The sequence below is a fragment of the Robiginitalea sp. genome (genome assembly GCF_982776155.1).
Genome location: NZ_CEXZKX010000001.1, coordinates 133,241 through 155,048, shown reverse-complemented (window position 1 = coordinate 155,048; position 21,808 = coordinate 133,241). Strand labels below are relative to the sequence as shown.

6 protein-coding genes are annotated in these 21,808 nt (G+C 56.7%); 4 read left to right on the top strand and 2 right to left on the bottom strand.

Annotated features, from left to right (window positions below):
* Positions 1–8: 8 nt before the first annotated feature.
* From AC3DKS_RS00605 to AC3DKS_RS00590, 4 genes are all read left to right on the top strand, one after another.
* A complete protein-coding gene (locus AC3DKS_RS00605; RefSeq protein WP_272608161.1) occupies positions 9–836 on the top strand; it encodes a sugar nucleotide-binding protein in 828 nt (275 codons plus the stop codon).
* 181 nt (positions 837–1,017) lie between these two features.
* Positions 1,018–1,722, top strand: a complete 705-nt coding sequence (locus tag AC3DKS_RS00600; RefSeq protein ID WP_015754550.1) for a flavodoxin family protein — start codon at positions 1,018–1,020, stop codon at positions 1,720–1,722.
* Between the two features lie 54 nt (positions 1,723–1,776).
* On the top strand, positions 1,777–2,067 hold the full coding sequence (locus AC3DKS_RS00595; RefSeq protein WP_041327151.1) for a 4a-hydroxytetrahydrobiopterin dehydratase: 291 nt from the start codon (positions 1,777–1,779) through the stop codon (positions 2,065–2,067).
* A gap of 153 nt (positions 2,068–2,220) precedes the next feature.
* Positions 2,221–2,931, top strand: a complete 711-nt coding sequence (locus AC3DKS_RS00590) for a YebC/PmpR family DNA-binding transcriptional regulator (RefSeq protein ID WP_272608157.1) — start codon at positions 2,221–2,223, stop codon at positions 2,929–2,931.
* A 46-nt stretch (positions 2,932–2,977) separates the two neighbouring features.
* On the opposite strand, the gene AC3DKS_RS00585 is transcribed toward AC3DKS_RS00590, so the two are convergent.
* The gene (locus tag AC3DKS_RS00585) at positions 2,978–12,511 is read right to left on the bottom strand and encodes a malectin domain-containing carbohydrate-binding protein (RefSeq protein ID WP_272608155.1); all 9,534 of its coding nucleotides are present in this window, start codon (positions 12,509–12,511) and stop codon (positions 2,978–2,980) included.
* 34 nt (positions 12,512–12,545) lie between these two features.
* On the bottom strand, positions 12,546–21,434 hold the full coding sequence (locus AC3DKS_RS00580) for a malectin domain-containing carbohydrate-binding protein (RefSeq protein ID WP_272608153.1): 8,889 nt from the start codon (positions 21,432–21,434) through the stop codon (positions 12,546–12,548).
* Between the last annotated feature and the right edge of the window lie 374 nt (positions 21,435–21,808).

Sequence of the window (21,808 nt, the reverse complement as noted above, 5' to 3'; positions counted from 1 at the left end):
AGAGAGGCGTGCGCGAGGAAGGAAAGAGGATTCTGATTTTGGGAGGTAGTGGGTTCCTGGGTTATGCCCTGTACAAGGAACTCTGCAATTATTTTGACACGTACGGAACGTATTGTTCTGCGCGGAAGCGCTTTGGGGACAACGGACAATTTCTACACTACGACCTGCTGGAGGACGATATCCACCAGGTACTCAACGAGGTCCGGCCGCATATTATCATTTCGGCACTCCGCGGCGATTTCGGGGCGCAAATTCAAGCCCACTCGCACCTGGCGGAATACCTGGCCCGCCATGATTGCCGGTTGCTTTTCCTCTCCTCGGCCAATGTGTTTGACGCGTATAGCAAATTCCCTTCCTACGAATTTGACAAGACCCTTTCTGAGAGTATCTACGGCCGGTTGAAAATCAAAATCGAAAACATGCTCCTTCGGCTTCCGTCCAAACGGATGGCCATCCTGCGCCTGCCAATGGTATTCGGGAATGCATCCCCCAGAACCCGGGAAATCCGGGACGCCCTCCTGGAAGGCGAAGCCATCGAAGTGTTTCCGAACCTGGTGATCAACGTAACATCGGATGACAAATTGAGTCAGCAGGTACACTATATTATCAACCGCGACAAACACGGGGTCTTCCACCTGGGTTCCCGGGACCTGGTACACCACGAGGACTTTATCCGGGAAATCGCCGCGCACCTGAGCGAACGGAAACCTCTTTTCAAGCGGGTGTTTACCACCAACGAAGAAAGGTACCTGGCCGTGTTGCCCAAACACAACCTGCTGCCCAAAAACCTGCAGCTCGGCTACCAGGAGGTCATCGACCACCACATCCCGCAATAGCTCCTTCAGAGTCCCCGACAAATCCCGCAATCCCCTTAACGGATATCCTCCGCGAATCCCGACAGGAAACGGACAGTTCCCGATGGACTGACCGTACTCAAGCCGCTAAAATCAGGGTGCAATGGCGCCCGGGCTTTTTGCCCACAAAAGGAATCCGTATCTTCAGGAGAAAAGCACAGCCATGGATTTCTCTGACCTCAGCGCCCTGTACATCAACTGCACGCTTAAACCTTCCCCGGCCCAAAGCCACACCCGCGGGCTCATGGAGGTTTCCCGGAAAATTATGGAGCGTGAGGGCGTGCAGACGGACGTTTTCCGGGCCGTGGATTACCCCATAGCCCCGGGCGTTTACCCGGATATGCGCGAGCACGGGGCGGATACCGATGCCTGGCCGGATTTGTTTGAGCGCGTCATGGCGGCGGATATCCTGGTATTGGGCACCCCGATCTGGCTCGGGGAACGCTCCTCGGTCTGCACCCGGGTCATCGAACGGCTCTATGCCTTTTCCGGCGAAAAAAACGACAAAGGGCAGTACCTGTATTACGGCAAGGTGGGCGGGACGGTTATTACCGGGAACGAAGACGGGGTAAAGCATTGTGCCATGGGCATCCTATACGCGCTGCAGCATATTGGCTACAGCATTCCGCCTCAGGCCGATTGCGGCTGGCTGGGGGAAATCGGTCCGGGGCCGAGTTATTTGGACCCCGAATCCGGCGCAGCCGACCACGAATTTACCAATCGCAATACCACTTTTATGACTTACAACCTGCTCCACCTGGCCCGGATGCTGAAGGACCAGGGCGGGTATCCGGCGTACGGAAATTCAAGGGCCGGGTGGGAATCCGGCGAGCGCTGGGGGTTTGAGAATCCCGAATACCGGGGATGAGGTTGATATGGCGATTTGAAGATATGCCGATTTGAAAATTTGAAAATTGAAACCATGAGTAAATTATCTGAAGAAACGATTGCAGAGAAACTGAAAAGCCTGGAAGGTTGGGAATACACCGACAATTGCCTGGCTACCACCTTTGAATTTAAAAACTTCAAGGAAGCCTTTACCCTGATGACCCGCATTGCATTTGAATGCGAGGAAATGCAGCACCACCCGGACTGGACCAATGTGTACAACCAGTTGGAGATCCGGCTGAACACCCACGATGCAGGAGGGGTGACCGAAAAGGATTTCCAGTTGGCCGAAATTATTGAAAACCTGGTATCCGAGCAGCCCTGATTCCACCTGCCGGGCACTGTCCCCACCTGCCGGGCACTGTCCCCATCTGCCGGGCCCACGTCCTGGCCTGCCCTCCTCTGCTCCCTGCGCTCCTTATGCCCTTGCCGAAAATGGGGGAATTGCTACATTTGTCTGGAAATAATAACGCCACCCATGGGAAGAGCCTTTGAATTCCGGAAAGCACGTAAGATGAAGCGTTGGGCAGCCATGTCCAAGGCGTTTACGCGAATCGGCAAGGACATTGTAATGGCTGTTAAAGAAGGCGGCCCGGACCCGGATGCCAACTCCCGGCTGCGGGCAGTGATCCAGAACGCCAAGGCGGTGAACATGCCCAAGGACAATATTGAACGGGCCATCAAACGGGCCACCGATAAGTCCCAGGGCGACTACAAGGAGGTCCTCTTTGAAGGCTACGCGCCCCATGGCATCGCCATCCTGATCGAAACAGCCACGGACAACAATACGCGAACCGTGGCGAATATCCGCTCCTACTTCAACAAATGCAACGGCAGCCTGGGCACCTCCGGCTCCGTGGAATTTATGTTTGACCACACCTGCAACTTCCGGATTCCAGCCGAAGGCATCGACCCGGAAGAACTGGAACTGGAAATGATTGACTTCGGGGCGGAAGAGGTGTTTGTGGACGACGACGGCATCCTGATCTATGCGCCTTTTGAGAGTTTCGGCGCCATCCAGAAGGAATTGGAATCCCGGGATATCGAAATCCTGTCCTCCGGATTCGAGCGCATCCCACAGGTCACCAAGGAACTATCTGCCGAGGAAGCCGAGGACGTGGAGAAGCTCCTGGAAATGATCGAGGAGGACGACGACGTACAGAACGTCTACCACAGTATGCAGGAATAAAAAAACCCCCGTTTCCGGGGGTTTTCACTTATTAACATGTATTGAATTATTCGACCTCGTCTCCTGCAACAGTGAAGTTGCCTGCGAGTAAGGTGAAATCATCAATATTGACAACTCCGTCCCCATTCAGGTCGGATCCTTCATCATATCCGGGATCTCCTTCGCCCAGGGCAAATGTTGCCGCCAGGAGTGTGAAGTCGTCGATATTCACCACATTGTTCCCGTCGATATCCCCTGCCAGCAATTGGCCGGCATCCACGGTGTTTGCCCCGGCTGCGAGGGTTACATTGACCACCCGCTGCAGGTACTTGCCTGTTTTAACGGCCACATTGAATGCACCTTCGGGTAGGCCCTGTACCAGCGCTGTACCCCCTGCATCACCCGTTGGGGTGAACGAATAGGCGGGAGTGGTCTGTCCGACTTCGTAGAATTCCACGGTCAGATCGGCCGTGTGATCCGTACGGCCCTGGAGCGTATAGGTAATGGACGCTTCGGCCGGAAGGAAATTCGGGTCGTACAGCAAGGTTACCACATTGGACGTCATGCTCACCGGCTGGTCCACCGCATAGGGCTGCGTGGACGACACGGCGATCAATTGGTTCAGCCCCCCGTCGGGCCCGGCATCCGTGGAGGCCGTGTTTAGGAGCGTTACCGGTATATCCAGTGTGCCGCCTGCGGGTATCTGCCCGGAATACAGGGCCTTGCCGGACATCGCCTCATTCGCGTAATAGGTGGGGTCCGCCACGTTGAAAGGCGGGTCGCCCGAAGCGATAAACAGGCGGGAATCCATCAACAGGAGCGACACATAGTCCCCGGGCGTACCGGTAACCTGAGCCACCTGGTTCAGGTCATTGACGGTCGCAGGTCCGGCTCCGATTCCCGAAACGGCCAGCGAAGGCGCTACGGGAAGGACGTCCACAAGAACCTGGGAACCGCCCAGGCTGCCATCTTCATAGAGGGAGCCAACCAGGACAGAACCATCGTTATAGGTTATGGTTACCGTCGCCCCGATCAATTCGTATCCGGAAACGGCACCTGCGTTGCCTGCACCGGCCACGCCCTGGATGCTATTCGGGTCGATGTCCGTGGTAAACTCAAAGGACTCTCCGGGATCGAACTCCGTGAAGTTCAGCGATATAATATCAAACCCGCCATTCCGCGGCTGGCTGAAGGGGTCCGTACACGGGTCGCCCGGAGCCGTAAACCCGGTAGCCGCAGCCCCCGTATTGGGCGTCAGGCAACTCGCAGTAGCATCTCCGCCGGCTCCGACGGGGTCAAAGACCATATCCGGGAGGATCCCCGTACTCAGGTCGATGCTCACAGATGTAATCTGCAACCCGCCCGTGGAGGTGTTGGTGATCTGGAAACTGTTGTTGGAGTACGTGCTAGCATCCACGCTGCCATCCGGGGTGATCTCGACAAGGGCAGACGGGGCAATCACCCCGTCCGGATCGTACTCCAGGACAATCACATTGGATGCCAGTCCCTGTTCCCCTGTCGGGGCCGTCTCAACCGCAATAAAGTGGTTGAGCCCGCCATCAGGCGTTCCGGAAGTACCCGGCGTTTGCGTGAGTACAACAGGTACCTGCGCGTTGCCGGAACCGTCAAGGGTTACGGTGTAGAGCTCCTTCACCATGGCTTCGTTCGCCTCAAACAGGTCGATGTCGTAACCGACTCCCGGGTTGCCGGCATCGATATGCAGGCGCGCATCCACCCGCAGCAGCGTAACACTTGCATTGGGTGTCCCGGATATGGCTACGGTTTGGTTGGCCTCGGTAACCAACCGCGGCTGGGCCGTGCCATTGACCAAGAGGGAGGGGGCCGCGAGACCCTGGCTCACCTGGTTGACCAGGGCATCCGAACCGCCCATGGACCCTTCGTCAAAGAGGCTGGACGTATAAGTGACACCACTGGCAAAAGTTATGGTAACCGTGCTGCCAATCATCTCAAACCCGGACACCGAACCGGCATCTCCGGAACTCAGGTCGCCTTTGATGGTTGTAGGGTCCATATCTACCCCGAAGGAGAAAGCCTCCCCGGGATTAAAATCCGTAAAGGTCAACACGAGTTCATCGTATCCCTCGTCATTGTCAACGCCATTGTGGGGAGAGGCAAATACGCTTTCGCAGTCCTCGGCATCGGAACCTCCGTCGGCCGGGACAGTGATGCCCACGTCCCCAACAGAAGCCGACCCTTCGGTCAGGCATTTGGCAGCGTTGTCACCAGCGGTTCCAACCGGGTCGTAAACGATATCCGGGAGGAAGCCGGTGAGTGTATTGAACGAAATACTGGTGATCATGTCGTCCCCCGTATTTTGTATCAAATAGGAATTGTTGCCAAAAGTGGAGGACCCCAGGCCGCCGCCGGCATTCACCTGTACGAATGCTTCCGGGTTCCCGATAGGCTCGGCCGTCACGTTCCAGACAAAATCCACCGTAGAAGACAGGGCCGGGTCGCAGCCGTCAGTAACCGTTACGGCCACATTGTACGGGCTGTTCTCCGAAGCTCCGGGCGTCACATCCGTGTTTTGCGCAGACTGCGGATTCGAGAGGGCCAGGGCGTTCCCGCTATAGGCCGTCAGGTGGTTCAGCACCATCCGGTCGATCAGGTGGAAGCTCGAGCGGGCGGAAACCAGGATGTTATACGTCCCCGGGGTGTCAAAGCGCACATAGATCTGGTGCGCATCGTTGTCACTGGTCTGGGTAGACCAGGTCCAGTTGGTGGTCCCGCTGGAGTACACCTTGAACCAGCCGTTGCCGCTCGCACCATTCGGAGTGCTTCCCGTACAGTCATTGGAGGAATCGGCACCTGCCGGACAAACGATACTTCCGGTGCCTTTTTCCCCAAAGAAGGAATCCCCCTCGATCTTCAGCCAGGTGTCGTTGTGGTCCGTAGAAGCTGTCCCATTGCCCACCTGGGAACGCCACCGGAAGCGGTAGGTACCTGTGGTGGTGATTTCAACGGGGTATACGAGCAACCCGACGCCCTGGGTACTTAGGTTTTGGGAGCCCTCCCAGGAGATGTAATCATTGCCGGTAGCCCCGCCAGGGTCGTTCACATTCGGCGCCGTGGAATTGGAGGCATTCTTCCAATTGCCCGTTATCCCGCTATTGTTCTCAGCTTCGATAACCACCAGGCCGCCGGATTCAATGAAGGCACCTGGCGTGCCGCTACCCGTTCCGTCCTGCAGTGTCCCGCTGATCAGCCCGGTATTCGGGTCGATAGTTACATTGGGCGGGAGTCCGGTTGCCGAATAGGTGAGCCCCGTACACGGGTCCGTATCGCTGGCCTGGATCGGGATGGAGACTACGTCCCCGTCCACGCTCAATTGCGGGCCAGGGTTCGTAACTACCGGAGGCAGGTTGGTGGGTACCCCACCTGTATCCAGAATTTCGATCGCCTTGATATTCGGGTTTTCCACCCCGTGGATAAACTCCAGGTTCAGTATTCCGTCCGTAACCGTTTGCGTATGGCTCACCATAAAGGCTCCGACAGCGCCATTTCGAGCAAATGGATCGATATCGTCAAACGCAGCCGGGACACTGCCCTCGACGGAAACATCGAAGACGCGCTGACCGGCAGCTGTTATCCCATTATATATTTCTGCAAAATAAAGGCGTATTTCTACGGTGGTACCCGAAGGAACCGGGAATTCCCACTGCATTTCAGGTGCCGTATCCGCGTCGTACCGCTCGGTTTCGAACAAGGAAGACGGCGTCCCTGACGGGAGGGAAGGGTCTGACATATCAATCGGGGCTGTATAGGCACTTCCCGATGTTTTTGCGAAGATAGAATTACCTGAGGAAATGGTTGCCAGATAAGCCGAATTGGCCGCGTCCCCAGCCTGGCCCTGATCGCTTTCCCAATCCGGGTTCGGGGAATCCGTTGCCGGGGTCAGCGGTCCGCCGGTGTTGACCCGGTAGAGGACAGTAGCCTGTCCTTCGCCGGAGGTCAGGGCCACCGGGGAACTCGTTGTACCGTCGTACTCAAATACCAGGGAGGCGACCTCACCATCGGAGGCACCCGTATGGCCAACGATCACATCCAGGCTGCCGCCCGGCGGGATAAACCGGAAGGCCAGGTCTGAGAACACCTGGAAATTGCCGCTGTCCGCCCCGGTTAATTGAAAACCGGTTACCAGGATTCCCGTATTCCCTCCGGTATGGTTTAAAGTGACCACACTGGCCCCGCCTGTTTCCACAGTCAGGGAGGAAGCCACCGAAAGCTGGCCCGCTGTGAGGGCAGTCCCTGTGGGGTTGTCCGTTCCAAGGTATTCCATGTTCTTCATGGTGCCGCCACCACCCAGGGTGTTGGAGCCCGCCGTGACGTGGATACCGTCGCCAGACACAATGGCTTGTGTACCGTGGCGTTCCGTAATCAGGTCGGCACGGGTGGTCCAAGTATTCGTCGTTGGGTTAAACGATTCGGTGGTTTTCACGGCATCATTGACATTATTGCCTTGCAAGTCTACCTCAATCTCCCCACCGATGACGTAGAGTTCGTCCTGGAAAACGGCTACGGAGGCCGCTGCCCGGGGGGTCGGCAGGTTCTGGCCGGCCGGTAAGGTGGACCAGGTAGAAGTGGTAAAATCATATACGTCCACCTCCGCAATCAGCGGGGCAAACGTTCCCCCGGCCCCGCCGGAGAGGCGGCCGCCCACCACATAGAGCTTATCGCCGATCACCTCCGCGTGGAAGTGGTCCCGGGCCCGCGGGGCATCATCCAGGGTGGTCCAGGTACCCGTTGCCGGGTCGAATTCGTCGAACCAGGGGCCGTACTGCCCGTTATGGCCCAGCTTATTTCCTGCGATGATGTAGAACTTATCGTTATAAACCACCAGCCCCGTAGAACCCCGCTTGCGGTCGGCCGGAATCTCCGGCCCCTGGATCCACTGGTCTGTTGCCGGGTTATACGCCCAAACGTAGTCCGCGGGGGCCTCATTCGGGAAGGAATTGGTTTTGAAGGCCCCAATCACCCAGATCAGGCCGTTGTACTCCGTGGCCTGGAAATGGTTGAAGTCGGAAGGAGCCGAATTCGGGATGGTGGACCAGGTCTTTGTCTGGTAGTCGTACACATCCAGGTTTGCCGGATTTTCCCGCCCGCCAAAGAGGTAGAACTTATCCCCCGCCTGTACAAAAGAGGCCTCGTGGCGCGCCGTATAATTCTCGTCGTCCGTCTGGTCGGTCCATTCCAGGTCGACGGGCGGCCCGGATGGGATAATCTCGATTCCCTTGATACTCGGGTTCTGGACGCCCATAATAAAGTCGATGTCCAGGTTCCCGTCGGATACGGTCACCGGGAACGACTCAACGCCGGCCGTAGCCCAGCCGTAGGCTGCCGTCTGGTCGAAGTTCGTCAATACGGGGTTCCCCTCTATTTGAACATCAAAGACGCGGATGCCCGGGTCCTGGGCTCCTGTCCAAATTTCCGCAAACAGGAGGTTAACCGTGTAATCGCCATTGGGTACAGGGAAATCCCATTGCATGTTGTCCGGGACAGCCAGCGTATTGTAGCGTTCGGTCTGGAAAATGGCGTCCGGGTAACCCGTGGTATTGGTGAAACCAGCAGGAAGCGGGACCACGCCGTAGGTCACATCCTCCGCCCCCGAATTTACATAGGGGGAGGGCGTCCCGGTGGTTGCTCCGGCATTGGCATTGGCCACCGCCTGGTCTTCGTCCCAGGTCTTCGGGTCCGCATCGTTGGAAGCCGTCAGGGGCCCGCCTGCATTGACCCTGTAGAGCGCGTCCCCGGAAACATTCGGATCGGAAATACTCCAGGAGAAATTGACAATTTCATTCGGGCTTCCCGGTTTGGAGACCGTTACGGAAACCGCATACGGGCTTCCTGCTGCCGCTCCGGTTGAAACCGTGCCAAAGAATTGTCCGGTAGTCGGTTCCAGGTCTACGCCCGGGGGCAGGCCGGTAGCTGCATAGGTGAAATTCTCACCCGGATCCCCGCCGCTGGCAACCACGTTAAAATTGATCAGATCGCCTTCAAAGTTGCTCTGGTTGGCTATCGGGTCCACGCTCACTGGTGGCGTAAAGTCCCCGCCCAGTCCGAGGATCTCAATCCCGTTAACTGTGGGGTTTTCCGTTACGTGCTCAAAGAGGATATTCAGCGTACCGTCGGTAAGGCTCACCTGGTACTCGAGCATCCCCCCTACCTGGTGGCCAAAGGTTTGGACCAGGTCCAGGTCGTTTTCCACAAGGTTACCCTCAATAGTAATATCAAAAACCCTTTGACCCACGGCAGACGTCCCGCTATAGCCGTTCCCCATATAGAGACGCACCAGGTAGGTCTGCCCGCTGGGCAGGTCGATATCAAACTGCATTTCCGGTGCTGCACCCGGATCCCATCGTTCATTGGCGAAGAGTGCCTGGGGCACATATGCCGGTACGGAGGCATCCCGGCCGCTGATGTTATGCGTGGAGTGATTCCCCGTGTTGACCGACCAGGGATATCCGTTGGCCGTGCCGCTTTGGGCTCCGGTAGCAGTAATCCCCACCCAATCCGGGTTCGGGGCATCCGTGGCGGCAAGCGTTGCACCATTTGCCCGGATCCGCACCAATGGGACGGGCTCGTCGGAAACGGTCACTGTAAAGGTTTGCTCCACAAAAAAATTATCCTGGTCGGTGGCCCGCACGGTAATGTCCGAGGTGGCCTCCGAAGCCGGATAGGTGAGGTTGAGTTGGTTGCCATTCACAGTCGCCCCGATGGCCGTATTTGTATTGTTCGTTACGCTGTAGGTGAGGTTGCCGTCACCCCCGTCATCGCTGAAGTAGTCATCCAGGTTAAACGAGCCCGGAGAGGCCCCGCTTAAAACACTCAGGTCCGGCAGGTCCTGTTGGACAGTAGGCTGGCTGGCCTGTACATAGACGTAGTCCCAGGTACCTTCCACCTCCTGCCCGGATGTATTGGAACTGCCGATCAATCCCACTGCAAGGGGCGTTCCCGCCTGCTGGATAGCCGTCAGGATGGAGCCTTGGGCCGTAATCGTCCCCAGAGTCTGCATGGCACCCCCGTCGAATTTATACTGGAGGCTTACCTCTCCGGTAGACGGTGTGACCACAAAGAAAAGGGTCGCCGTATTGCCGGGCCGGCTGCCCGAAGGAATCGTCAGGTCGATGGGTGTTTGCGCGTTGTCCCCAATCTCCTGGCGGGCCTGGAGCCCGTTTTGGTTGATCACGAATTTGATATAATTGCTCTGGGTCCCATCACCGATAAACAATCCAATCTCTCCGGCAGCAGGTGCGGATGATCCATATAGCTGGAGCGGGGCATCAAAATTGAACAGGCGCCCCTCTACGGTAAAACTGCTGAGCGTCTGGTCTACCTCTACCCCGAACTGGAAAGCTTTTTCCTGGGTATTCGCATTGCCCAGGGCAGTACCCGCAGTCATCTGCATGGTCATCGCCCCCACGGCGCCCCCGAGGATGTCGTTCGGGTTGGGCCCGGCCCCGACCTCATCCAGCCAGTCCAGGTAGTTCGGGTTCGGGTCCCCGTTATTCATCATCCCGGTAAATCCGAGCCCCAGATAGCCCTTCAGGTCCGGGTTGTCCGACAACAAGTCATTAAGTACCGGCAGATTAAAGGCATCGGAGCCATTGTCCTCGGGGTCCCCCATCTGAAATATATCCGATGCGTCCGGGATGCCGTCGTTGTCGTCATCTTCGTCCAACAGGTCGGAAACAAAGGGAGCGCCTGCGACTTTATCGAAATCGTTAGGCTGCGACGCCCCGGTACAATGATCCGTACCGTTCGCAATCTCGTCGTCATTCGAATATCCATCCCCGTCTGTATCATCTGTACCTACATAACCGTCATCGCCAGGGAACAGGCAAACAATGGTAGGTTGCGGTTCAAATACCTTAATCGTGCTGTTGAAGGTTGCCACCCAGATGGTACCCGGGAAAGGGTCGGAGTCGCCATTACAGGTAATCCCCAGGGCATTCCCGCCCAGGTTGGATGCGAATTCCGAAAGGTCGAGCAAACTGCCGTCCGGATTGAGTTGTACCCGCCAGAGCCGACCCTGGTTCCTGCCTGCAATCAGGTTGCCCACCATACTCTCGGAACCGGCGAACACCGTGGAGGTGTATTCATCGATCCCGTTGGTGTTGTTCCCCCAGGTGGTAACCAGAACATCATCCGGCCCATCCGGGTTCGGAACGGTCGGACCGCGCCAGTCACCCTCGTCCGGGTTTGCCATGGCCGGAGGAACCGGTGGCCAGTTGGCCGGGAGCGCAATGCTCGCATCCGTGGTATATCCGGCACCCCGGGAACCGTCCGGGTCGTAGATCAGCGTGCGGAACACAGATGTGGAAGGGTTATAAATGTTCTTTTCCGGGTTGGTAAAAAGTCCTGCGCCCGTGGGATTTGCCCGGACGGGCGTGGGGTGCCCCCCGTAAAAGCTTCCGAAAGCATAAGTCTGGATATTATCGGTCACCATGGTCAGGTGGTCCACATTATCTACCTGCTCGCCTCCGGAAGAGGAGGTACTCCCGGGTTCCCCGGGCAGATAGTTGTTGGTTACCAGAGAATTACCCGAGCCGTCCTTCAAACCTTCGTTCTCCGGAAAACCACCCCATCCTCCATTGGCACCGTTGTCGGTTACAAAAACCTTTCCGTCCTGGGTCACTACCAGATCATAGGTATTCCGGTATCCCGGGGAAAATATCTGTACCGGGCCGCCGGGCACCAGCATCGCCTGGTTCAGGCCGTCGTTCCCACCCCAGGGGTCGCCCACGTCTATTCCCGTATAACCCGTGTCATCCGGATCCTCGGGCCCCACGTTGGGCCGGGTCGGGTCGTCCAGGGTCGGGATGTCATAGATATAGTCCCGTACGCCGTCATTTTGAATGGGCATCGCCTCCAACATGGTGAGGTTCACCGAGAGCACCGCCGCGGAAAGCGCGTATTCCGTAGTCCACGCGAAGTTGTCCGAAGGGCCGCCCGCATTCGCGTGCCCCCCCTGGGAAACGATCAGGTAGTCCGTAGTACCAATTGTGACGAATTCCAGGCCGTTTGTAGCGTGGTTTTCCTCGGACCGCGGCAGGCCGCGAACAATATCCACCGCGTCCCAGGCACTTCCCGTCCAGGTGATCCGGGTAATGACACCCGAGTTGGTATCGAGGTCCTCATCCCCGCCAGGTCCCCCGACACGCGAATCGCTTGAGGTTACATAGATCACCGGGTTGGCAGGCGTACCGGCAACCGTAAGGCCCGTGGCCTCCCGGTTGTTACCGCTGTTAGAACTGCCGTCATCATTATGGTTCGGGATATTCTTTACAAACAACAATTCCTCGGAATCCGTTACAACATAGTCGTTTGGGCCGTTTTGTTGTACTGTAAAAACATCCACCGTACCGTTCAAACTGAGTACATACAACCTGCCGTCTGGCCCGAACATCAGCGATGTTCCGGAACTCACACCGCCATTGCCATTGAAATTCAAATCGCTCTGACTGAAGGATTGGGCTGCCAACTGACTGGCAAACAGGAGACTGATAAAAAATACAGTCGTCGTGAGAAAACGTACCACCGGAGGACGTCCGGGACGCGTATGTGGGGTGAAACTTAACATGATCGGTTCTTTTGTTTATTTATTAAGACTGGGATTAGTAGCGGTTGATTAAAATGGGCTCCTGGTAGCTGTTACCGTCCGCATCCGTAGAGCGGACGTAATACATGCCCACCGGGAGATCCAGCACCTGCAGCTGATAGGTTCGCAGGTCCGAATCGCCTTCTGCCCGGACCACCCGGACCAGGCGGCCTGCCGTATCATAGATATGGAAGGTCTCCAGGCGTACCGGGGCATCGAAGGTGAGGGTTACCTCTTCGTCTGCGGGGTTCGGGCTGGATTTGACCGACGGGGCCACCTTGGAAGTGGACGTGTTGACCACGCTGAAATTGACTACCACCGTGGGGCCATTGTTCGGGTTGGCCGTCAGGCTGTAATTCCCCACAGGGAAAGGTTTCCCCTGGATATCCACCCCGATGTCCCCAAACAGGGAATGCGGGGCAATGGCGCCTTCACTCCGGGTTTCATTGATCGGGCCGGTGAGCTTGAAGAACACCCCGTTCGGGTTCAGGCTCGCGTTGTAAATAACACTCAGGGGCGTATTTCCTATCGCGGACTTTTGGATGATCATGCCGTTCACCAACTCAAAGAGGGGCGTATCCGTAGTAGCATCCACTACAATCAGGACCGCATCATCCAGGCCTCCGGATACGGTCAGGTTCCGGGTAGCGCTGGCGGAACATCCGTTCCCGTCCGTGTAGGAATAAGTGATTACATACGTGCCCGGGCCTACGGATGGGTCAAAGACGCCTCCGCTTACTCCGGTACCGCTGTAGGTGCCGCCGGCAGGAGACCCTCCCGACAGGGCAAACGGCGCATCGGTTACTTCAACCGTTGGCTGGGGCGCAAGGGTCACAACCGGCAGGGGCGGTCCGTTGAGTGTGAAACTCACCACATCGATACACCCGTTGCTATCTGATACGGTAACACTGTACGCCCCGGGTGCCAGGTTGTTGGCCGTGGCGGCATTCAGGCCGGGGTTATGGCTCCAGAGGTAAGTCACCGTACCCGTTGAACCGGAAACCGAAACCGTGGCACTTCCGTCATTCCCATTACAGGTTGAAGGGTTGGTGGTCGATGCCAGGCTGGCGTCAAATGATACGCAGGCAGGATCCTGGTCAACCACTGAGAAATTCACCGAAATGGTGGGCCCGTTAGCCGGGTTGGCCACCAGGGTGTAGTTCCCAACCGGGAAGGGTTTCCCCTGGATGTTCACCCCGATGTCCCCAAAGAGGGAATGCGGTGAAGGGCCTTCGTAACGGGATTCGTTCAGGGGGCCGCTCAGGTTGAACTGAACGCCGCCCGGATTGAGGTCTGCATTATAGATTACGCCCAGCGGGGTATTGCCGATATTGCTCTTGTAAATGGTCATCCCATCGGTCAGGGCAAAGAGGGGCGTATCCGTGGTGGCGTCCAATACAATCAATGCTGCGTCGCCAATAGCGGAATTCACCTGGAGGTTCTGCGTAGCACTTGCCGTACACCCGTTACCGTCGGTAAAGGTATAGGTGATGGCAAAAGTGCCGGGCCCTACTGCGGGGTCAAACACTCCCCCGCTGACACCCGTACCGCTGTACGTGCCCCCTGCCGGGGAACCGCCGGTAAGCGCAAACGGTGCATCCGTATTCAGTACGGTGGGCTGGGCGGCCAGGGTTACTACTGGCGAAGCAGGAGCATTCAGCGTGAAATTCACCACATCGATACACCCGTTGCTATCCGACACCTGAACCGAATAGGATCCGCCGGAGAGGCCGGTAGCCGTTGCGCTGTTCAGCGCCGGGTTATGGCTCCAGGTATATGTAACACTCCCTGTTGCGCCGCTGACGTCGATTGAAGCCGTCCCGTTCGGGCTACTACAGCTCGTGGGATCCGAAGATGCGTCCAACACGGCGTCAAAAGACGCGCAGGCCGGGTTCTCATCGGTAAAGGTAAACTGCACAGTGGCCGTGGTACCCGAGCTGCCGCTTCCCCCTGCCCCGCTATAGGCGGTGCCATTCAGGGTGTACGACCCCAGCGGGAACACCTGGGCGTTGTAATTGCCGGAGTTGTCTCCGTAAACTGCATACGGCGAAACATTCTCCGTCTGGTTCTTAGTGAGGGTCCCGGAAAGCTGGAACACCACGCTGGTGACGTCGTCAGAGGCCTCTGCCCGGATATTCAGGTTGTTGGTGGGCAGCGCATTGACGTCGATCAACATGCCATTGGTAATGGGGAAGAGATCCGTATCCGAATCGGCATCCACCAGTACAAATTCCAGCAGGCTGAGCGGCGGTATTTCGCTCACGGTCATCGTAATCGGTATACTCGTATCTGAATATCCGGTTACAGGACCGGCCGCAAGGGTTCCGTTATAGGTTCCCGGAGCCAGGCCGGCGGCATTGAAGAATACTTCATACGGGGTATCCTGGTTGGCGGCGCTTGTGGTACTCGCCCACGTAGCATCCAAACCAGTTGCATTGTCCGTGAGGGTCATGGCAGCCGGCGTAGGCAGCGTACTGCCGTCATCGGAATCCACGGTATATTGCACGGCCTGGGACCCGCCAACATTCAGGTTGACATTCATGGAGGCCGGCGCAATCACCAGGCTTGCCGTAACCGGCGTTTCCTCTACGGTTACATCAAAGCTGCAACTTGCCGTGTTTCCGGAGGCGTCTGTAGCCTGGTAGGTTACTGTGGTGGTCCCAATGGGGAACGCAGCCCCGGAAGCCAGGCCACCGGTCAGGCTGACATTTGCCCCGGGACAATTATCCGTAACCGTTGGCAGGCCGTAGGAAACCGTCGCCGAGGAAGCTCCCGGTGCCGCCTGCACAATTATATCTCCCGGGCAGGTAACAGCCGGCGCCTCTGTGTCATTGACAGTTACATCGAAAGTACAGGTATCGGAATTCCCCGCAGGGTCATAAGCAGTGACCGTTACGGTGGTGGTTCCAACCGGGAACAAACTTCCGCTGGGGGTTGAATAATCCAGGCTGCTCACCGCATCGTTGTCCGTGGCCGTTGCCTCGAAGGTAACGATTGCCCCGCATGCTCCGGGGTCATTGGTAATTGTGAGATTTGGAGGGCAGGCAACTACAGGATCTTCCGAGTCAGCCGCCAGCAGGGCCGTAACCTGCCATACTTGCTGGGCACCGCTTTGTGCCGTCACCGTGTAATCCACTGGGGAAGTAAAATCTGCCGTTGCCCCGGAGGCCGGGTTGATGGAGGCAAATTCCGATACGGCAATGCTCGGAGCCAGGCTGGAGAGGTCCGTGCCGAAAGGCATGGTGAATTCTACCGTGTGCAGCGTGGCGTCAATGTTGGAGTTACCGACCTGGCCGCCAACGTTAAAGCTCACGATGTTGTTGTTGGTAGACCCCGTGTTGTTGACAATCACATTGGTCTGACAGGTACCCACGTTGCCGGAGGCATCTGCTATCGTCCAGGTAACCACCGTTGTGCCAACCGGGAAGCCGGCATCCATGGGTTGCCCGTCATTGCGGGTACCCACAGCCACCAGGCCGGTTTCGCAATTGTCCGTTACTGTGGGTTCCGGAACGGAAATCACCACCGGGTTGCCATTGAGGCTATTCCGGATCACATTCGCATCGCAATCCACTACCGGGGCAATCAGGTCCGTTACGGTAACGTCCGCCATACAGGAACTGCTCAGGCCATTCACATCAACCACGGTAAGCATCACCTGGTTGACGCCGAGGTCCGCACAGGTAAAGGCCGTCTGGCTCGCGGAAAGGGATGCGATGCCTACATTGTCCGTTGAGCCCCCGTCGATATCCGCAGGGTCCAGGGTGGCATTCCCATCGGCATCCAGGAAGATCTCAAAGGCCGTACATACGGCATTAGGGGCCTCGTTGTCCGTGGTTTCGGATACAATAACCGTTACCGAGGTGCCTTCGCACCCGTTGGCATCCGTTACGGTGACAAAATAGCTGCCTGCCGTTGCCAAAATGGTCTGGGAGGTCTCCCCGGTAGACCAGAGGTAGGAGGAGTATCCTGCTCCTGCATCCAGGGTAGTCCCGGAGGTGCCTTGCAGATAGGTAAGGTCCCCGGAAATAACCGGCATCGGGCCAATCGGGTCGGAAAGGACCACCGGGGCGGCACCGTTCACCAGGCAGGCCGGGCTGTTGACTTCCCGCACCACGATGTTGTAGGTTCCGTCGGGGAGGCCGGTGAAATTCCCGCCGTTTTCAAAGAAATTCGCACCCCCGTCTATACTGTATTCCAACTGGGTTCCCGTGGCTCCGATGGTAATCGTTCCATCGTCAGTCGTACAGGCCGTCGGGTCGGTGGGGGTAATGCTGTCAATAGACGGCGCCTCGGGCGCTGTCAGGGTTACCACTCCGGATGTTGCCGTACAGGTAGTGGTGCCCACTTCCCGGACAGTTACCGTGTAGGCCCCTGCGGCCAGGTCGCCAAATACATTGCTGGCCTGGAAATCCACGCCGTCCAGGCTGTATTCCAGGTTCGTCCCGGTAGCCGAAACGGTGAGGGTCCCGTCTTCCGTCCCGCAATCTGTGGGGTTGGTAGGGTCCACCTGGCTTATCGCCGGCACATCCGGGGCAGTCAGGACCACATTGAGTTGTGTATCCGAACAAGTCTCGGAGTTCTTTACCACGATGTTATACGTACCGGCAGGCAGATCGCTGAATGTATTGGACGCCACAAAGGTGGCTCCGTTGTCGATGCTGTACTGCAGGTTGGATCCATCGGCGGTAATGACGATACTACCGTCGTTTACCCCGCATTCCGAGGGATCGGTGGCTGCAACATCTGTGATGTTTACCAGGCAGACGTCAAAGTTGACAACTGCCTTAGCTTCCGGGTTGGTGAATTCGTCGTGGAACTGGTTGGCCGCTACCACCACAATCGTGTTGGCTCCTTCCTGGATGCCGTTACCGGGTGTGGTAGCTGTCAGGGATCCGCTATTCTCGTCGAACTCGAACTCCGTCTCGCTGATTTTCCAGGGGCCGGTGCCGGCCGAGGAAATACGCGTATCCGTATCGATATTGTTTATATCCGGCGGATTGATATAAATATGGAAGTGCTCTGAATTCCCGAACAGGATACCCGTGGGGCTCAACTCTACGCCTACCGTCAGGCTGCTCAGGGTAGCACCCTCCAGGGGGCTCGCAAATGTCACCTCAGGCGCACTTACGTTCACCGTAATTTCATCGAAGCCTTCGAGCGGCTCGGAATCCTGGGCGGTAGCCCGAAGTGTCTGGGTTCCCGGGGTTACGAATACTCCGGTCGTACTGCCGCCAGTACCGTCCGGGGAGAACTGGATGTCGCCCGAGCTCCACTGGATGGAGGCAGCTACATCGCCATCTTCGGTATCAGTAGCGGTCGCTGTGAGCGTTATCGCCTGGCCGCGGGTTACGTTTGCGCCAGCCGCCGGGGCGGTGATGTTTACGACCGGAGCCGTGTTGGGGGCTGGGACAGCACAGATATCGAACCCTTTGATTGATGGGTTTTGGGTTCCCGGAAGGAAATTGATGTTGAGAGTGCCGTCCTCCACAGTCACCTCATAGGTTTCGACTTTGGCAACATTAAAATCTGCTCCCGTTGGTCCCGAAGGCCGGTAATCATCCAGAGCCAGTTCACCCTCAACTATCACATCGAAAACCCGGGGGCTATTGACCTCGCCGGACCAATTTTCATTGAATAATAATTTGACCAGGAACGTACCATTCCCTGTGGGAAATGCCCAATTCATATTATCGGGGCTGGCGGCATCGCTCCATCGTTCCGTCTGGAAGAGAAAATCAGGATATCCTGTAGTATTGGACGCCAGGGGCGCATTGGATCCAAAGGTTTTATCCACCGCAGGCGGAGTCAGATCCAGATAGGGAGAGGGAGTACCTGTCTGAGCATCTGAACCTGCCTGGGAAACAGACTGATCTGCTTCAAAATCACCCTCGGGAGATAACACGGTCGGGCCTCCCGCATTCACCCGGAAACTCACGTCGCATGCCGGTGCCGGGGAAATGATATTCACTGTAATTGAAGCCTGACCCGTTTGCGGATCAGATCCGTCAAGATCTGTAACCGAAGCGGTTATAACGTGGGTTCCCAAGGAAAGGCTGGAAGAAAATGAGGCTCCCGCACCCAGCGGGCCGTCCACGTCGGACTCCCAGCTCAGGTTGGCAGAAAGGTCACCGTCAGCCAGGTCATTGGCCGTTCCGGTAAAACTCAAGCTCACATCAGATGTTGCGTAGATACCGTCAACCGGGCTTGTGATTGTCACCACCGGTGGTGTATTGTCATTATTGGCCGTGAAGCTGAATTCAGAGATATTCACCCCCCCGTTAAAATCCAGACGCAATGTCTGCAACCCGGAATTCACAAAAGTTACCTGGGTGGTGTAGGACGCATAGGTTTGCCATGCAGTTTGGACAACATCGACAGAACCGATAGGGATAAAAGAACCTCCCGAATTCTCGGAGAAGGTGACGGTTGTGGTCCCCCCACTACCCTTTGCGGCCTGGACTACCATATCAAAAACCCCAGGGGTCGGGACGTTGATGAGGTATTCCACAAATTCCCCGTTGTCGATCCAACCGATGTTTTGTGCCGTTGAGGTTTCAATGGCTACTGTATAGGGTGCTTGAGGGCTACCACCATACCAGGGATCCGGGTTGTTAAATGTCCGCGCCAGGATGGTACTGCCATCCTGGAGTTGCTGGGCAACGTCAATCCGGAAGGATTCCGAAACCGGCGGATTGACCCCGTCATCGGCAGTAACAATTGCCAGGTAGGATTTACCGGAGCCGGGCGCAGGCGTCCAGTCAAAGCTATAACTACCACCCCCATTGTCCGTAAGGGAACCGACCGCAACTGCAGTCGTTGGGGTAAACGGTTGGTTGGTTCCCCCGGCACTGACATCAAATATCTCGATGGAACCGGAGGGGTCTGTGTCGTCTGTAATGGTGATGGGCACGGAGATGTTATCCCCTTCATTGGCCGTGACATCCGCGATGGCGTCGATGGTTGGCGGGTCATTGCCCGGGGCCGGGTTAACGGTCAGGGTGAATTCCTCCGTTACCGGGGAGTTGGTCCCATCCGAAATAATCGCGTTGATGGTATAGGTGCCGACGTCACCAACCAGGGGGGTGCCTTCGAGTTGCTGGGTGGTAAAATTAAAGCTCAAGGAAGCGGGCAGGCCGTGGAGCGTTACAGTCAGCGGGTCGCTTTCCGGGTCTGAAATCCCCAGGGCCAGGGCAACGGGCACGGTGGCATCGACAGCAATCGGGCCGATATTGCTGAGCGGATGCAGGTTGGCACTGCTCACTTCAGTGATGCAAATTCCGGCCAGTTTTCCATTGTCAATGGTAGCGTCGCCAATCTGTACGGAAATATTTCCGTCTGTAACATTGACATTATATGTCCTGGTGATGGCCGTCTGGTTGGAGGACAATCCATCCTTAATTGGGTTGACCAGGTCGTACTCGTCCAGGATCAGGTTCCCATCCAGGAATACATCGAACACCCGGCCGTTGGGGCCCGGGTGAAATACCTCCGCAAAGTAGAGTTCTACCTGGTAGTTTCCATTTTCGACAGGGATGTCATAGATATAGGATGGGTTGGTCCCACCGGCGCCCCCGTAAATTTCTTTCTGGAATAATAATTCCTCCGGAGAGCCTGGGGTTGTTCCCGCGATCGCACTAGAATACCCCTTGTAGGCCTTCCCATTCGTCCTGGAAAACAGGGTAGTGGTTGGAGGAGTAGTGTTCGGGTCGCCGACAAAATCCCTTCCAAATGCCGTCAGGGCATCATTTCCTGCGGCAATACACAGCTGGAAAGGAGGAATTTCGGCAAAGCTCACACTGATTGTGGCATTCGCTGTTACACCTGTGAATTGGTAGGTAGGTGCTACAGGAACCGGGCTGGAATCTACAAGTATTTCGGTTATCTCAAACCCGGGGTCCGGCGTAAATACAAACTCCTGGTTGTCTCCTTCATTGACGGCAACTGCCCCGGATGGGGAAATGCTTCCCCCCGCACCTGCGGATGCAGTAATCGTATACTGCGTCGGTCCGGTTTCAAGGATCTGCACTTGTTTGGTAATCATCCCGACGCCCCCAAGGTCGTCCGTAACGGTAAGCATGACCTGGTACGTGCCGGAAAGGGTATAGCTGTGCTGGGGCGCAGTCTCGGTGGCCCCGGAAACCACGGGGCTCCCGTCCCCGAAGTTCCAGCTGTAATTGACAATACTCCCATCCGCGTCGGTGGAAGTACTCGTAAAATCAATTACCTGGTTGGTATTGGCCGGATTGGGCGCGATGGTAAAATCGGCAATCGGGTTCTGATTGGCGGTTCCCACATTTACAACAGCCCCTGTTGCCGTTCCCAGGACGCTCCCGCCTGAGAGTGATATGGTCGGAAAAAGTGACGGATCACTCGGGTCCGGGTCAAAAAAGGCGATAGTCGACTGCCCTTCGGCAACGGCCTCAAAAACGATATCGAGGACGTTGGTCCCGGTTGTCGGGGCACTAGACAGGTTCCCGGCCTGGTAATACACTGTCCCTGAAGTATTGTTGATATCCGGACCATCCAGGGGAATCGGCAGGGCGCTTCCCGAGGATTGGGTAGCGCTGTTGACCTGTAGGATGGCAGGATCGAATTGCAAGTAAAAGCCCGTACCCTGGTACGCCTGTCCTGTGGACTCAATGGCTACGGTCAGGGTGAAAGTATCGCTCACTTCCACATCGGAGGAGGCCGGGTTGACGACGAGGTCGGCCTGGGACCGGACCGGACTCAGGAATCCGAGTCCGACCAGGGCCAGAATGAACAACCAAAAGGTCGGAGCCTTCCGGTTCCACGCTGGAGGCGATTGAATTTTTGCCGGAACGGTTTGTGTCCGGGGTGGCCGTTGGGCCATGTTTTTGATTACACGTGCAAGGCGTTGGCGTAGCTTAACTACATTTTCCATAATGGGAGCGGTTTGTGGGATGAGAATGAATTCGATTCCTTACTGGCAACCAAAGAGCATCCTTTCCCGCAAAACTGCCCCGCAGCATTCCCCCAGGGGGAAAATACCCGCCGGCCTGCCGCTAAGCGCGCATACAGGTAATCCAGGATGGAATACGTAGGGACATTCCCACCGGTATTCCGGGAGTAGAATTGTTTCATAGGCAAAAGTGCTCTCGTTGCACCATTGCATAAGAAGGTAGGCCTGGAAGCGTTGTGGGGTGACTTCCAAATACTAAAAACGGGGGAACGTAAAAAATGTAAACCGGCTGGCGAAAACCCGCCGCGTGAAGCAAAATCTTGTTGGTTGGCTTCGATCAAAGATTAAGAAAAGCA

Coding starts and splice junctions, on each gene's coding strand:
- AC3DKS_RS00600 (WP_015754550.1), top strand. CDS start 1,018: ATGGATTTCTCTGACCTCAGCGCCCTGTACATCAACTGCACGCTTAAA.
- AC3DKS_RS00595 (WP_041327151.1), top strand. CDS start 1,777: ATGAGTAAATTATCTGAAGAAACGATTGCAGAGAAACTGAAAAGCCTG.
- AC3DKS_RS00590 (WP_272608157.1), top strand. CDS start 2,221: ATGGGAAGAGCCTTTGAATTCCGGAAAGCACGTAAGATGAAGCGTTGG.
- AC3DKS_RS00585 (WP_272608155.1), bottom strand. CDS start 12,511: ATGTTAAGTTTCACCCCACATACGCGTCCCGGACGTCCTCCGGTGGTA.
- AC3DKS_RS00580 (WP_272608153.1), bottom strand. CDS start 21,434: ATGGAAAATGTAGTTAAGCTACGCCAACGCCTTGCACGTGTAATCAAA.